Source organism: Paraburkholderia sp. Ac-20347 (genome assembly GCF_017104805.1).
In the GTDB taxonomy this organism is placed as follows: domain Bacteria; phylum Pseudomonadota; class Gammaproteobacteria; order Burkholderiales; family Burkholderiaceae; genus Paraburkholderia; species Paraburkholderia tropica.
Map to the genome: position 1 here is coordinate 1 of NZ_JAAGPN010000038.1, position 15,314 is coordinate 15,314.

Consider the following 15,314-nt stretch of genomic DNA (forward strand, 5'->3'; position numbering starts at 1 on the left):
TAACGGGGGGCGCCGGGCACGGCGCGTGCGATAACGAAGACGTCGCGACGCACCGTCGCTTTTACGTGGAGATGCACCATGAACAAGGACCAGGTGAAGGGCACGGCAGAAAAGCTGAAGGGCAAGGTCAACGAAGCAGTGGGCCGCGCCACCGACAACCCGCAGCGTGAACTGAAGGGCGATATGCAGCAGGCAGCAGGCCAGGCGCGCAAGAATGTTGGCGACCTGAAGGAAGCCGCGAAGGATATGACCAAGCGTCATCACTAAACGCGGTCGCGCCACGACAACCTTCGCCGCCGCTTCACGCGGCGGCATCTTTATCCGCGACGGCGCCGGTTTCGGCGTCGTCGCTTCGTCTTTGTTGCTGCCTTTGTTGCTGCCGGTTCGCTTTGTAATTCGCGCTTTTCTGGCGCGAATCAGCGGGTGCCCAGCACTCTGGCGAGACGGCGCATCCCTTCGAACACCGCATCGGCGACATCGACTGGAAACTCACGCGGAAGTTGCGCGCCCACTTCGTCGATGACGCGCTCAGTCTGCGCCACCACGGTCGCCATCATCTCTTCGACCTGATCGATTGTAAATCCCACACGTTGACCTTGCGCGATCCAGTGACGCGGCAAGATCTGCGCGATGCGGTAATGCGCGTTGCGTCCGCGCACCGCCATCGCCAGGCTCGCGCGCTGCGCGGCGAGCTGATTGCGTCCGCGCCCGATGATCGGATGCGCCGAGAGCACGTCGTAAAGCGGCGTCGCCGCGTAACGGCTGCCGGGCAGATGCGCAATGCTGAAATTCTTGGCGTGGCCGTCGGTGGCGGCGAGCAGCCAGAAGATCATCTGCGCGAGAAAGAAGTGGCGACGATCGTCCGCCGCACGCACCGAACCGCCCAGCACCGACATCACGGCGTCGATGCCGGGGCCGCCGTCGGCTTCGTATTTGAGCAGGCCCGGCGTGCCGGTGGCCTGGCAGAGATCCTCTTGCGGCAGACGGACGATCCAGCGGCCGTCGCGTGACAGGCGGCGGTCGAAACGCTCGACCACGAGCGCCTTCACGTCTTCGAATTCGGCGATCTCGCACGGCGCGATCGGCAGCCCGAACGCCGCGACGATGCGCGCGCAGAGCCATTCGTTCTCGACCGAGGTGCGCATATCGGCGCGCATGTTGCCGACGAGGCCGAGCGGCAGTTTGAGGATGTGTGTGGTCGGCGTGCTGCCCGTGGGCAACAGCCACTGGCCGCCATGCCACAGCAGCGCGGTCTTTTCCTGCGCGCCGGCGATCGACAGACGCAGGTCGTCGACGGTGTCGTGCTCGGCGGCGCGCGGCGTGGCCGTGGTGTCGCGCAGCAGTTGCGCGATGGCGTGTTCGTCGAGCGGGCGTCCTTCGATTTGCTCCAGATCGACCGGCGCTTCGCCGGCGGGCAGCAGTTGCAATGCGCCCACGCAATCGCGTCCGAGCACGGCCAGCAGTTCGAACGGCGTGGTGCCGCCCGTGCGGTAACGCGTGGCGATACGGCGGCGGATGCGTTCGCTGTCGGGCAGCAGATTGTCGAAGTAATCGGTGACGATGTCGCCGCGCAAGGGCTGATTGCCGGGCGTAAACGGCAACGAAAGCGACAGCGGACGGCCTTGCTCGTCCTCGAGCCAGCTTTCGGCGTAGGCAAGACGCTCGACGCCGCGCACGATTTCCCAATGACCGACGGGCAGGCCGTTCATCCAGAGATCGAGGCGATTGGTCTGGCGTGGACGCGCCATTACCAGTCCTCCCGCTTGCGGGGCGACGCAGCGGCTTGCGTTTTACGCGGCGCGGGTTTCTTGCGGGCCGTTTTCGTGGCCTTTGACGTGGCCTTTGTTGCTTGCGGCGCTTTCGCTGTTTTCGGGGCTTTCGTCGCTGTTTTTGCTGCCGTCGTTCGTTTCGTGCCGCGCGTGTTTGCCGCGGCGGAAGGGCGTTGTGTCGGCGCGGCGGCTTTGGACTTTGCCTTCGGCGTTTTAGCGGACGTGGTGCTTTTCTTCGCGGCGACGGCACGCGGCGCGGGCGCGAGATCGGTTTCCGTGGACAGCAGGCGCATGTCGACGCTCAGCAGCCGCAAGACGCGAAACAGCCGTTCGACGCTGGCTGCGGCGGGATTGGCTTCGAAGGCGGCATAGCTTTGCTGCGAGATGCCGAGCCGCTGCGCAAGCTTTTCCTGGGTGAGCCCGCTTTTTTTGCGGAAGCCCAGCAGCAGCGGGCGCAACTGGCTGACAGTCTTGAGCGGATAGTCCACGCGAAGCTCCGGAAACGATGACGCGGCGGGTGACATATCCACAGTCTATAAGCTGTAAATGCAAAATACAATCTAAAGGCTGTAAATGCAAAATACAGCCTATAGGTTGTACGTCCGGGCTGTACGTCCGGGCTGTACGTCCCGCGCGTCAGCAGCCGGCCGGCACGAAGAAATAGCGGGTGAGGTGGAAGAAGATCGGCGCGGCGAAGCAGATGGAATCGACGCGATCGAGCATGCCGCCGTGACCGGCGATCATCACGCCCCAATCCTTCGCGCCCATCGAGCGCTTGACGGCGGAAAGCACGAGGCCGCCGACGAAGCCGCCGATCACCGTGACAGCGGACATCAGCGCGGCCTGCCAGAGATTGAACGGCGTGAGGCCGTGGAGCAGGGTGCCGAGCCCGATGGCGAGCGCGCCACCGCCAATCAGGCCTTCCCACGTTTTCGACGGACTCACGAGCGGCGAAAGCTTGTGCTTGCCCCACAGCTTGCCGCAGACGTACTGGAACACATCGCTCGATTGCACGACCAGCAGGAAGAACAGCAGCAGCGGGCCGTTATTGCTGAAATAGTGCGGCAAGGGCAGCAACAGCAATGCGGGCGCATAGCTCAGCGAATACACGCACACCATCAGCGCCCATTGAATCTTCGCGTTGCGCTCGAGAAACTCGGCCGTATCCTGCGCGAAAGCCGCCGCGGCCGCGAGTACGAAGAACATGTACACCGGCATGAAGATCGCGAACAGGCCGTACCAGTGCAACGCCACCAGCAGAAACTGAACCGGCAGCGCAACGTAGTAGGCGAGCACGAGCGACCAGTAGTCGGCGGGCTTGGTCGGCGTGAGCGTGATGAATTCGCGCAGCGCGAAGAACGAGCAGATGAAGAACAGAAACAGCGTGGCGTAAGGGCCGAGCCAGAGCGCGGCCGTGACCACGGCAATCATGACCCACCACGCCGAAATACGCTGGTTCATGTTGACGATGGTCGCGTTGCCCGCGCCCAGTCTGGCGCGCAGCACGGCGCCCGCGACGGTGAACACGCAGAGCAGGGCGAGAACGCCGACGATCGTGATCCAGAAAACGTGCGGCATTGCTTATCCCCGTACCGATTCTTGAAGGTGGATGACGGCGTCGCGCGCCGTCGCCAGGAAGGTGTCCTTGTCGAGCGATGCCGCGCCGGGCACGGCGTCGCCGAATGAAACATGGCAGTTGATCGGCACCGGCAACAGCTTGCCCTTGGGCATGGCGCGCACGAGATCGGACAGATGCACGGGCACGAGCTGCACGTCCGGAAAATCGCGCGACAGCCAGTAGAGGCCGCTTTTGAACGGCCCGATTTCGCCCGTCGCGCTGCGCGTGCCTTCCGGAAAGATGATGATCGACCAGCCCGCGGCCAGCGCATCGCGCACAGCCTGCAGCGGATCTTCGCCCGCCGCGCCCTGGCGCGTCACGTAGACCACGCCGAGCACGCGATTGGCGATGAAGCGGCGCGTGGGCGTGGCGTCCCAGTAGTCGCGTGCGGCGGCCGGACGCACGCTCGCACGCAGGTCCGGCGGCAGCGCGGCGAGAATCGCGAGCGTATCGACGTGGCTCGAATGATTCGCGAAATAGATGGTCTGGCGCGCGTCGGGCGGCGTGCTCGCATAGCGTCCGCGCGCGCCCACCACGAGCCGCACGACGCCGAGCAGCCAGCGCTGCATCACGTTACGCATGGTGGTCTGCCTCCGTGTTTTGCTGGGCGTGCAGATCCTGCACGAGCGCGCGCGTGCGCGTCACGCAGGTCAACGCGCTGCCGACCGCGATGATGATGAGCGCGATGAACAGACAGACGTGATGGCGCTGCAACAAGGTTTCGACGATCGTCGCGACGCAGGCGAGCGTGAGCACGGCCATGCGATGCTGCTTGGCCATCGGCCCGATGAAACGCTGCGGCACGCCCACCGAGCCGCCGAACACGCGCACATAAGCCGTGAGCGCCGCAAACAGCGCGGCCGCCCAGCCCAGCCACGTCATGCCGGCGGCCACGCCTGCGGCGACCAGCAGCAGGCTGTCGGCGACGCGGTCCGGAAATTCATTGAAGATCGGCCCGACGATCGATTTTTTACCGCCTTCGACGGCGACCAGACCATCGACGACATTGCACAGCAGCCGCAACTGGATGCAGACGATCGCCACGACCATGGCGGCGATGCTCTCGGGATTGAGCAGCGCGAGCGCGCCGATGAACGCAAACACGGCGCTCGCGCACGAGATCTGGTTGGGCGTCACGCGCGTGCCCGCAAGGAATGAGGAAAGCGCGACGATTGCCGCGTTGGAGCGCGATTTGATCGGGCGTCGATTGTCGTCCATGAGTCGTCGGGTTCGATGTTGGAGTGAGACCGGCGCGTTATACCGATGCCGGGCGGATCATGGTGCGCTATTGAGCGCAAGTTTGCGCGTGGGCAGGATCGAAGGCAGAAATCCCCCGCGCGGCGACATTATAAAAATGCGCTAATTTGCATTATGTTAAATATAGTTAAGCCTGTGTGATGCGCGGGGTCTGTCATCGTCGTTCCGTGGAATCGCACCAGAGACGCTTCGCATGCCGAAGAATCGATCGATTCTCCGGCATGCAGATACGGCGTGCGCGAGTCGCGACGTCAATGCTCGTTGTTCGCGCGAGCCGTCGACGGACACGCGGGATCTTTGCCCCAATGACCGTCGCAAACGCGCCAGCGGCACAGCTGATCCTCGAAGAATCCGCGTTCGCCGCATGCCTTGACCTGCTGCGCGAGCGACGCATTGCCGGGCGTGGCCGACTTGCCGGCGCGCGCGCTGGCTTCGTGCTTCGGATCGGCGGGCTTGGTGCGCGCGACGAGCACGGCGAGCAGATCCGCGTCCGAGTCGTCTTTCTTCGCCGTGTCGTGATGCGTCGACTTCTTCGACTGCGCCACGCTCGCCTTGCTTTCCTGCCGATGCGCATTCGCAGTTTGATGCTTCGCGTCGGCGCTTTCGTGTTTCGACTTCGCGGCGCCCTTTTCCGGCGCGACCTTCGACGGCGCCACCGCAGCGACCGCAGGCGCGTTCGCCGGCCCGTCGTGCGCGCCATCGGACAGCGCGTGCGACAGACGGTCGGCGTCGTTCTCCGGCGCTGACGCCGCGCTGTTCGCTGCGGCCTTGGCGCTATCGTCGTCGGCGACGATCGTGGCGGCTTGCGAGGCCGAGGCCGCTTCCGGCGCGGCCTGTGCGGCTTGCGTACTCGCCACCGCATGCGGCGCGCTGGCCGCCGAGGCGCTCGTTGAAGCGGTCGCCGTAGCGCTCGCAGGCGTTCCAGCCGTTGCGGACGCACTCGATGCCGCAGACGGCGTACGTGTCATCAGATGCCAGGCGCCAAACGCGCCGGCGCCGACCACGAGCAGCGCGACGAGCGCGATCGCTTTGGAGGATCGCTGCGGCTTGCCTGCAGGCGAAGCAGGCGGCACGACGCGCCCTTCGAGGTTTGCAAGGATGCGCGAGCCGTTGGGCGCGCCATTGGCGGAAGGCGCGCCGGCCGGCTTGCCGGGACCGTCGGCCAGCAGGCTGGGTGGAGCTTTAGGGCGGGAGTTGTCCGGCACACTCATTAGAGTCTCATTCGAATCGTGCACATTGAATCAGGCCATTTTCGACGTAATAATACGTGTCGGCCCGACTTCGGGCAGGCCTGATTCTAAAATCAAGCATTACAAAAAACAATTGCCTCAGCTCTCGGGGTCGCTTTTGGTTGCCATTGCACTCGTCGCCTATTTCGCCATTGCCGTTTTGATCGCGGCTTTACTGCTGTTGCCAGCGGTAAGAGCCGCTGTTTTCGGTGGCGTATTCAATTTGCATAATTCGATTGCAAAGCGCGCTTCAGCGCGTGCAATGCAAGCGCGAAGTCATGTCGGTAAATCGGCAAAAAATTCTATATCGGCTATTTCAAGTCTGCAAAATTTGCTGATTAAGCGGCGCTTGCTGATTTTGGCGACGACAGGTATTCTTGCGACGCCGCCGCTGATCGCAATTGCGCTTCGTGGCCACCAGTTATTCCAATACGATGACACGCTTCGGGCGCCCGATGAAAAAATCTCGGCGCTGCTCAATGGCGAGCAGCTCGTTCCGCCGCCGCCCTTGCCGCCAGAAGTGTTCGCCACACGGGAGGTCGAGCAGATCCGGCCCGCTCTGGTCGACGCGAGCCGCGACTGGAATCTGCTCGATGCGGATTTCCGTACGCGTCTTTTGCTCGTCTATAAAATCATGCACGAGCAATACGGTTACGACATGGCTTTGCTGGAAGGTTATCGGAGTCCCGATCGGCAAGACCGTCTGGCGAAACTGGGTGGCAGCGTGACCAATGCTGCAGCGTTTCAAAGCTATCACCAATACGGTCTCGCAGCAGATAACGCGTTTTTGCGCGACGGCAAGCTCGTCATTTCAGAAAAAGATCCCTGGGCCATGCGCGGCTATCAGCTATATGGACAGGTTGCCGAGCAAGTCGGTCTGACGTGGGGCGGCCGATGGAAAATGATGGACCTCGGGCACGTCGAATATCACAAGCCCGGATTTGTGCTTGGGCGCAAACCGCCCGGCGCGCAATGACGCAATTGTGTAACCGAATGCGGATACACATAGACGCATATATGCATATTGGGCCGATGCAGGACGCAATGCGGACAATAAAGAGGATGTTATGGGGCGTTCTTTCAATATCTTGCGCCGCGCGCCGCATTGGCCGCGCCATTTCTTTTCCCATTTTTCGCCATCCCGCCTGCCGACGCGGCGCCATGCCTGAGCGCCGCGTACGCGCGCGTGCATGCGCCCTGCCCGCGTGACGCCCGAGCGCGCGTCGCGACTCGCAACGAATCACCAGAACAGCACACAAAGCACCAGGACCTGACCGGCTTATGCAACGCATCCTCAACGTGTTGACTCACAGGCGCACGCTTTCCATCATCGGCTTCATCGCGCTCGCCGCCGTGTTGTTCATCGCAGCCGACACGCTGCAGATCGGGCTCATCTGGGTCGGCGTGGTGCTCGGCGCCCTGCTCGCGATCTGGCTGCTCGTCTGGATCGTGCGCCGCATTCGCGTGCATCGCGCGAACCGCAAGCTCGGCGACATGCTCGAACAGCAGGCCCAGGTCGAAAGCCCGGCGACCGTCGCCGCGCGCGGCACCCAGGCCGAACTCGACGCGCTGCGCACGCGCCTCGTCGACGCGGTCAAGACCATCAAGTCCTCGAAGATCGGCCAGATGTCGGGCGGCTCCGCGCTCTACGAGCTGCCGTGGTACATCGTGATCGGCAATCCGGCGGCAGGCAAAAGCAGCGCCGTGCTCAATTCCGGCCTGCAATTTCCGTTTGCCGATAAGAAGGAAGCCATCGTTCACGGCATCGGCGGCACGCGTAATTGCGACTGGTTCTTCACCAACGAAGGCATTCTGCTCGATACGGCCGGCCGCTATTCGATCCACGAAGAAGATCGCGGCGAATGGCTCGGCTTTCTGGGGCTGCTCAAGCGCTTTCGTCCGAAGGCGCCGATCAACGGCATCATCGTGACGGCGAGCATTGCGGAACTCACGGGCAGCAAGCCCGAATTCGCCATCGACCTCGCCAAGAACCTGCGCCAGCGCGTGCAGGAACTCACCGAAAAGCTCGAAGTGTTCGCGCCGGTCTACGTGATGTTCACGAAGGTCGACCTCATTACGGGTTTCACGGAATTCTTCAGCGGCAGCGAGCGCAACGAATACGACCGCGTGTGGGGCGCTACCCTGCCCTACGAACCCGACGAGAAGCGTGACGTGGTCACGCTGTTCGACGATCGCTTCGAAGAGCTTTACGACGGCCTGAAGGAAATCAGCATTGCGCAGATGTCGATGAGCCGCGGCAATGCGCTCACGCCGGGCCAATTGAGTTTTCCGCTGGAATTCTCGACCATCAAGCCCGCGCTGCGTGCGTTCCTCGCCACGCTGTTCGAAAACAATCCGTTCCAGTACAAGCCGATTTTCCGCGGCTTCTATTTCACGAGCGCGCTGCAGGAAGGCGAAACCAATAGCGCCGCCGCGCAGCGCATCGCCAATCGCTTCGCGCTTTCCGCCGACGGTCTCCCCAAGCCGCAAGCTGCGTTCTCGAAGAACGGTTTCTTCCTGAAAGACCTGTTTTCCAAGGTGATTTTCGCCGACCGCCATACGGTTCGCCAGTTCGCGAGCCCCGCGAAAACGCGCCTGCGCTACGCCACGTTCTTCGGCGTCGTGGCCGCGCTCGCCCTCGCGCTCGGCGGCTGGACGTGGTCGGCGATCAACAATCAGCAACTGGTGGCGAACGTGCAGGCCGATCTCGACAACGTCGAGAAACTGCAGCAGAACCGCAACGATCTGCAATCGCGCCTGCAGGCGATGGATATTCTCGAGGACCGCATCGACCAGCTCGAACAGTTCCGTCACGACAAGCCGATCTCGGTGTCGCTCGGGCTGTATCAGGGCGATCGCCTCGAACAGCATCTGCTCGAGGAGTATTACAACGGCATTCGCCAGATCATGCTCACGCCGGTCTCGCAGAATCTCGCTTCGTTCCTCAAGGACGTGGACGCGCATCCGGACCAGCTCGCGCCGATGACGCACGCGCCGGACTCGGGCGCCGTGCCGGTTTCCGCGCACGCCGCCATGGCGAACACGAGCCAGGGCGGCCTCTATAGCGACGCGTCGCCGAGCAGCGTCGAGGACGCGTACAACGCGCTCAAGACCTACCTGATGCTCTCCGACAAGCGCCACGTCGAGACCGCTCACCTCACCGACCAGATCGCCCGCTTCTGGCGCGGCTGGCTCGAACAGAATCGCGGCAACATGCCTCGCGACGAGATGATCAAGAGCGCCGAGCGCATGATTACCTTCTATCTCGCGCGCGTGAACGACGACGACTGGCCGATGATCGACGCGAATCTCGCGCTCGTCGACCAGACGCGCGAAAACCTGCGCCACGTGGTGCGCGGCATGCCCGCACGCCAGCGCGTGTATGAAGAGATCAAGGCGCGCGCCTCGACGCGTTTCGCGCCGATGACGGTCGCACGCATCGTCGGCGACGGCAATACGAACCTCGTTGCCGGCAGCTACGCGATTCCGGGTACGTTCACGCGTGAAGCGTGGTTCCAGTACGTGCAGCCCGCGATCCGCGACGCCGCCACCAAGGAACTGCAGGCGAAGGACTGGGTGCTCAACACCTCGGCCGCCGACGACCTCACGCTCGAAGGCAGCCCCGAGCAGATCCAGAAAACGCTGGTAGGCATGTACAAAACGGAGTACGCGCAGCACTGGCAGAAGTTCATGCAGGGCATCGCCGTGCAGGACTTCGGCACCTTCGGCCAGGCTGTCGATGCGATGAACCGTCTTGGCGACCCGCAGGATTCGCCGATCCGCAAGATCCTCGAAACCGCGTACGACCAGACTTCGTGGGACAACCCGTCGCTCGTGAACACCAGCATCAAGCGTGCGCAGAGCGGCATCACGGGCTGGTTCAAGAATCTGTTCTCGCGCGCGTCGAGCGGTCCGTTGCAGGCCAACATCGACATCAACGGCAATCCGGTCGAGCTGCCGATGGGTCCGGTGGGTCAGGCGTTCGCGGGTCTCGGCCGGATCGTCGTCACGCACGACAACGGTTCGATGCTCAAGGGCTACATGGATTCGCTCTCGAAGGTGCGCACGCGCTTCAACACCATCAAGAATCAGGGCGATCCGGGACCGGGCGCGCGCCAGCTGATGCAGCAGACGCTCGACGGCAACGGTTCGGAACTGGCCGATTCGCTGAAGTTCGTCGACGAGCAGATGCTCACCGGCCTCACCGACGATCAGCGCAAGGCACTGCGTCCGCTGCTCGTGCGTCCGCTCATGCAGGCGTATGCCGTGGTGATCCAGCCGGCCAGCGTCGAAGTGAACAAGGTGTGGAATGCGCAGGTGTATCAGCCGTTCCAGGCGTCGCTCGCGAACAAGTATCCGTTTGCGGGCACGGCGAAGGTCGAGGCCGGCGCGAGCGAAATCGCGCAGATGTTCGGCCCTGACGGCGCGATTTCGAAGTTCGTGAGCACCACGCTCGGCCCGCTCGCGGTCCGTCGCGGCGACACGCTTTCGGCGCGCACGTGGGGCGATATGGGCCTCTCGCTCACGCCTGATTTCACCGGCGGCTTCGCGCGCTGGGTCGCGCCGCTCGCAGGTGGCGCGGCGGGTGCGAACGGCGGCAGCAGCGAACCGCAGACCGTGTTCCAGATCCTGCCGCAGCCGTCGAGCGGCACGACCGAGTACACGATCGCGATCGACGGCCAGCAGCTGCGTTATCGCAACACGCCGCCGCAGTGGACCAACTTCGTGTGGCCGAATCCGTCGGGCTCGCCGGGCGCGACGCTCTCGGCGACCACCTTCGACGGCCGCACGATCCAGCTCGTCAACGAGCCGGGCCGCTACGGTCTCGAGAAGCTGATCAACTCGGCGCAACGCAGCCGTCGTCCGGATGGCACCTTCGATCTCAACTGGACGCAAGGCAGCGTGACGGTGTCGGTGAGCATGCGCATCATCAGCACCTCGCAGCCGACCGCGTCGAGCGGCGACGCACCGCAGCAGCAAGGCTTGCGCGGCGTGCAGTTGCCGTCGTCGATTGCCAGCGTGGGCGCGGGCGCGAATCCGGCTGTAATCCCGGCTTTGAATCCGGCCGCACCGGCCAATGCGTCGAACAGCAACGCGGCGGCCGCGACGAGCGCGCCGCAAGCGGCGGTCGCGACGGCCAATGCAGTGAGCGCCAACAACAAGGCGGGAGGTGCGCAATGACGCAAACCGTTCAGGCGCAAATCGCCTACTTCGGCAAGATTCCTTCGCGCGGCGACTTCGTGAAGAGCGGGCACAATCCGCAACTGCTGCAAACGCTCGATCGCTGGATCGCGCAAGCGATGGAACTGCTCACCGACGATCCGCGCTGGAAGATCGTCTACGAAGAAGCGAAGCCGATGCACTTCGCGTTTCTCGGCTCGCACAGCAAGCTCGCGATCGCCGGCCATATGGTGGCGAGCCACGATCAGTCTTCGCGGCGCTTTCCGTTTCTCGCGGCCACCGCGCTGGAAGTCGAGCAGCCGCTCGCTTTTCTCGCGCGCAGCCCGCTCGCATTCGCGCGTCTCTGGTCGCGCGTCGCTGCACAGATGCAGCCGCTGCTCGGACCGAGCGAACCCGCGGGCGCGCTGCAATCGCTCGGCGAAACGTTCGTGCCGGTCGATGTCGGCGGCACGGGCAATCCGCACGACGGCACCTTCGCCGACTTCGTCGAACATCAGACGCTTTCGGGCCTCGAACAGATGCTGCTGGCGAGCGGTCATCCGGTGCGTTTGCGCGGCGCGATGCTCGCGCTCGGCTCGCTGCTGCGTCCCGTGATGACGAGCGGCGCAGCGCATCTCGAACGCGGCCTCACGCTGCCGCTGCCGACCGATCCGTTCTATCGCAGCCTCGTTGCCGCGTTCTGGCTCGAACTGATCGCGCCGTTCGTGTCGAAGGCCGATTTCGAACTGGCGATTTTCATCGGCACGATTGCGCAGCGCGAGCGCCTCGTCATCGGATTCAACGGCGCCTCCGCGAAGACCCTGCACAGCGTGGTCGATCCGCAAACCTACGCAGCCCACAACATCGACATCGACGATCCCGAGTGGATCGACGATCATGCACAAAGCGACCATGGCATCAGCAAACTCGTCAGCTACCTCGACCAACCGCAACTGTCGCTGCGCGTCTCGATCGACACGTTCCGCGAGGCGTTTATCGGGGAGCCGGTCAATGGCCGCCGTGCTTGATACGCGCGCGCGCCGCGCGCTGGCGGCCGCGGTCGCGCTGGTGTTCTGCGCTGCCGCGCCCGCTTTCGCCGACGACGGCAGTCCCGCACGCGTCACGCCCATCGACAACAGCGGCTCGCAGATCCGCACGACGGTCCTGCCTGGCACGGCTTCATCGGCAGGCGTGGCGAATACTGCGCCCGCCGTGGCCGCCGCATCGGGCACGCGCAGCGCCGTGACCTCGACGCCCGCACCGATGGATAACGCGCCGGGCCAGGTCGTAGTGGGCGGCAAGGTGCCCGACGAAGCCACGCACGCCGCCGTGCTGCAACGTCTGCGCGATACGTATGGCGCCGGCAACGTGGTCGACCAGATCGAAGTGGGCGATGTGGCCACGCCGCCTAACTGGTCGTCGAATGTGCAGAAGCTGATTGGCGCGCAGCTCAAGCAGATTCACAAGGGACAATTGAAGATCGACGGCACGCAGATCGACGTGCGCGGCGAAGTGGGCAACGAAGCGCAACGCCAGCAGATCGCGAGCGATATGGCGAATGCGCTCAATCCCACTTATACGATTCGCAATGGACTGCGTGTGAGCGCATCCGAACAGGGTCTGCTCGATCAGACGCTCGCGAACCGCACGATCGAATTCGAAACCGGCAGCGCGACGCTCGCGCCGGAAGGCCGCGCGATTCTCGATCAGATGGCCGCCGTGCTGGCGAAAATGAATACGCGCACGGTGGAAATCATCGGTCATACCGACAATTCGGGTAATCGCGCTTCGAATATCGCATTGAGCCAGGCGCGCGCGGATGCGGTGAAAGGCTATCTCGTTGCGAAGGGTATTTCGCCGCAGCAGCTCACGACCAATGGTGTGGGCCCCGATCAGCCGGTGGCGTCGAACGACACGACCGACGGGCGTGCGCGTAATCGACGTATTGAATTCCGCGCGGGAATTTGAGTGTTGCTGGGCCGCGCGGGGCGCAATGCCCGCGCGGCCTTTTTCATATCGGCTTTACAGCGCTGAACGCGCCTTTTGCATGGCCGCCTGATCGGCCGCCATCTTGTCGATACGCGCCGCGTTGGCGTCGTCCTCTTTGCGCTTCTTGTCTTCCGCGTCGTAATCGGTGGTGCCGAATACGTCTTTGTCGCGCGTGCGGAAATACAGCGAGCGAGTCAGTATGTGATCTTGCCAGCTAGTCAGCAGCGTATCGTGCACCAGCATGTCGAACAATGCCATTACGCTGTCTGGCAGCGGGTTCTTGCCCTGCATGCCTTCTTCCCATGCTTTGACTAGAGCGATCTGGTTCGTGTCGAGCTCGTCCGTATGCGAGAAAGCCGGCGCAAGAAACAGCGGCGTGTAATGCATTTGCGTATCGAATGAATGTGTGAAGCGGCGCTGCTGTTCCGCCTCGTATTCGGGCCGCATCTTGTCCCACTTCGACGTCATTTCCTTCGCTTCAGCGTCCAGACGCTTCCACACAGTCGTGTAGCTATTCGAAGGTGCGTGCGCGAACAGATCGTTCCAGTGTGCATCAGCGGCCTGCTTTTCCTGACGCAATTGCTGGATCTTCGGCGAATCCATCGGACCGCTGCCCTGCATTTCCCATTGAAGTTTCGCTGCAGCAGCGCGCCGGTCGTAATCAGCCTTCTCCACTTCCTTGCGCCAGGCCGCCACCGGGTCGGTCACGGAGTGCCGGAAATCAGCGTCTTGATACCGAACCGCAATCCAGCGAAGGAACGTCTCGGAATGGGGAAGGAAGTCGACACCCGCGTTGTTACGCACGATCTGCCGATAGGCGTCGACAAGCTGCTTGATGCGATACTGCTTTCCTTCGTACGTGATCGGCTGCGCGATAGTGAACCGATCGAACACGTCGCTGTGGTGCGCGAACAAGCTTTCGAAGTCGTTCATCGCACAGCCTGCCTTGAGTGCTTCGATCAACATGTCGCGCAGCGGAATGCGCATGAGTTCGGCATTCAGACCGAGCGACCCTTCCGGTGCACCGCCAACGATATCGCAACTGGTTCCCGGGTAAAGGTACTGCTCCGCGCGCGTCTTCTCGAGACTGTCAAGGCGTTGATAGAAGCGCATTTCGTGCGCGGCGGCAAAATGGACGCATCGCTTGACGCTGGCAGGAATCGTAAGCGTATAGCTCTTGTAGTCGGTCTTGATGGTTCCGAGGTAAGGAACCATCCCGACGAGTTCGCCTTCATCTTCCGACATGATCGACGAAACGGCGTCGAGCAATCCCACGAACTTGATTTCCAGAGGCGTACCTTCAACCTGAAGGTCCTCATCGTCGCGATGCTTGTACTTCTCTGCGATCTGGTTGACGAATGCGCGTGCGAGCACGCAGCCGCGATCGGCGCCGAAAACCGAGAGTTCGATCTTGCGCATCTTCTGCGCCTTATGCCGGGTGCCGCTGACGGTTTTCTCGAATTGATCGATCGCCGCGTTCAGCCGTGTGTCTACCCCTGTTCCAAAGTAGAAACTCATCAGTTTCGAATCGCGGACGATCGGGATGTTCTCAATGATCACGGTTCCTATCACTTCACGCGCCACTGCCCAACCGGCTTTAATCGGATTTTTGAAGAAATCGCGTTTCGCATTTTTGAATATCTGAATGCCGCCTCGCTTCGTACGCTTCCAGATAAATTCCGGCGACTCGTTGAGGACATTGGCAATCCTTCTGGCGGTCGAAGGAATGTTCACGATGTCCTTCTTGAAATCGCTATAGGCTTTGATTATGGGACGTAGTGAAAAGTCCTCGGCCGATTTTTTCGCGGCATCTGTCGCGCGCGCCTTCACGTCGTATTTGTCGAGTGTGTCCAGACGTGTGACAGCCTTCCCAAGTTTTTCGCCGGTATCAGCGGTGGTTTTAAGCGCCTCGAGCGTAGCTGCCTTTGCGAAATTTTTCTTGCTACTGGAATCCGCGTCATTATTGAGGTCTGTGCCGAGACCAGAATAATAGTACGCGTACCAGGCTTGATTCGCCGGGCGGCTCGGATCATCGTTTTGCCGGTGGGCATCCCAAAGACGAGCGATGTTCGAGTACAACGATGGGTTGGAGGACTTCTGGTCTTCGTCTTTGTTTCGGCCAAACGCATCGAAGAAAATACCAATTCGAATCGTCGTACCACAGGGCAAGCAGTCGCCCTTCGGATAGTCGTTTGCCGTCATCCGGTTGACCGCCAACCGAACGCTTTGTGGCGTCGCATCATCCGGATCTAAACCGGGTGCTTTTTTTCCCTGATTGACAGCCATAGCTTG

At 62.5% G+C, this 15,314-nt stretch carries 12 protein-coding genes; 5 read left to right on the top strand and 7 right to left on the bottom strand.

Features of this window, described 5'->3' with window-relative positions; all coding sequences use genetic code 11:
- Positions 1-78: 78 nt before the first annotated feature.
- Positions 79-267 carry a CsbD family protein gene (locus G3N97_RS10260; protein WP_205993113.1) on the top strand — a complete coding sequence of 63 codons (189 nt, stop codon included), beginning with the start codon at positions 79-81 and terminating at the stop codon, positions 265-267.
- Positions 268-416: 149 nt separating this feature from the next.
- Here the strand turns inward: G3N97_RS10260 and G3N97_RS10265 are convergent, their stop codons facing one another.
- From G3N97_RS10265 to G3N97_RS10290, 6 genes are all read right to left on the bottom strand, one after another.
- A complete protein-coding gene (locus G3N97_RS10265; RefSeq protein WP_205993114.1) occupies positions 417-1,748 on the bottom strand; it encodes a type II toxin-antitoxin system HipA family toxin in 1,332 nt (443 codons plus the stop codon).
- The gene (locus tag G3N97_RS10270) at positions 1,748-2,257 is read right to left on the bottom strand and encodes a helix-turn-helix transcriptional regulator (RefSeq protein WP_205993115.1); all 510 of its coding nucleotides are present in this window, start codon (positions 2,255-2,257) and stop codon (positions 1,748-1,750) included. Before G3N97_RS10270 ends, G3N97_RS10265 begins: the two co-directional genes overlap by 1 nt.
- 148 nt (positions 2,258-2,405) lie before the next feature.
- Entirely contained in the window at positions 2,406-3,347 is a 942-nt protein-coding gene (locus G3N97_RS10275) for a phosphatidate cytidylyltransferase (RefSeq protein WP_205993116.1), read from the bottom strand.
- A gap of 3 nt (positions 3,348-3,350) precedes the next feature.
- The gene (locus G3N97_RS10280) at positions 3,351-3,968 is read right to left on the bottom strand and encodes a lysophospholipid acyltransferase family protein (RefSeq protein WP_205993117.1); all 618 of its coding nucleotides are present in this window, start codon (positions 3,966-3,968) and stop codon (positions 3,351-3,353) included.
- On the bottom strand, positions 3,961-4,605 hold the full coding sequence (locus G3N97_RS10285; RefSeq protein WP_205993118.1) for a CDP-alcohol phosphatidyltransferase family protein: 645 nt from the start codon (positions 4,603-4,605) through the stop codon (positions 3,961-3,963). Before G3N97_RS10285 ends, G3N97_RS10280 begins: the two co-directional genes overlap by 8 nt.
- A gap of 290 nt (positions 4,606-4,895) precedes the next feature.
- Positions 4,896-5,855: a hypothetical protein gene (locus G3N97_RS10290; protein ID WP_205993119.1), complete on the bottom strand. Its 960-nt coding sequence runs from the start codon at positions 5,853-5,855 to the stop codon at positions 4,896-4,898.
- 136 nt (positions 5,856-5,991) lie between these two features.
- On the opposite strand from G3N97_RS10290, the gene G3N97_RS10295 reads away from it, so the two are divergent.
- The 4 genes from G3N97_RS10295 (at position 5,992) to G3N97_RS10310 (ending at position 13,001) form a co-directional block, all read left to right on the top strand.
- The gene (locus tag G3N97_RS10295; RefSeq protein WP_205993143.1) at positions 5,992-6,849 is read left to right on the top strand and encodes a M15 family metallopeptidase; all 858 of its coding nucleotides are present in this window, start codon (positions 5,992-5,994) and stop codon (positions 6,847-6,849) included.
- A 305-nt stretch (positions 6,850-7,154) separates the two neighbouring features.
- Positions 7,155-11,054 carry a type VI secretion system membrane subunit TssM gene (tssM, locus tag G3N97_RS10300; protein ID WP_205993120.1) on the top strand — a complete coding sequence of 1,300 codons (3,900 nt, stop codon included), beginning with the start codon at positions 7,155-7,157 and terminating at the stop codon, positions 11,052-11,054.
- Positions 11,051-12,061, top strand: a complete 1,011-nt coding sequence (tagF, locus tag G3N97_RS10305) for a type VI secretion system-associated protein TagF (protein WP_110328171.1) — start codon at positions 11,051-11,053, stop codon at positions 12,059-12,061. Before tssM ends, tagF begins: the two co-directional genes overlap by 4 nt.
- A complete protein-coding gene (locus G3N97_RS10310; RefSeq protein ID WP_205993121.1) occupies positions 12,045-13,001 on the top strand; it encodes an OmpA family protein in 957 nt (318 codons plus the stop codon). The genes tagF and G3N97_RS10310 overlap by 17 nt, the downstream gene beginning before the upstream one ends.
- 54 nt (positions 13,002-13,055) lie before the next feature.
- On the opposite strand, the gene G3N97_RS10315 is transcribed toward G3N97_RS10310, so the two are convergent.
- Positions 13,056-15,308, bottom strand: coding sequence for a DUF2235 domain-containing protein (locus G3N97_RS10315; protein ID WP_205993122.1), 2,253 nt, complete (start codon positions 15,306-15,308; stop codon positions 13,056-13,058).
- Positions 15,309-15,314 lie beyond the last annotated feature (6 nt).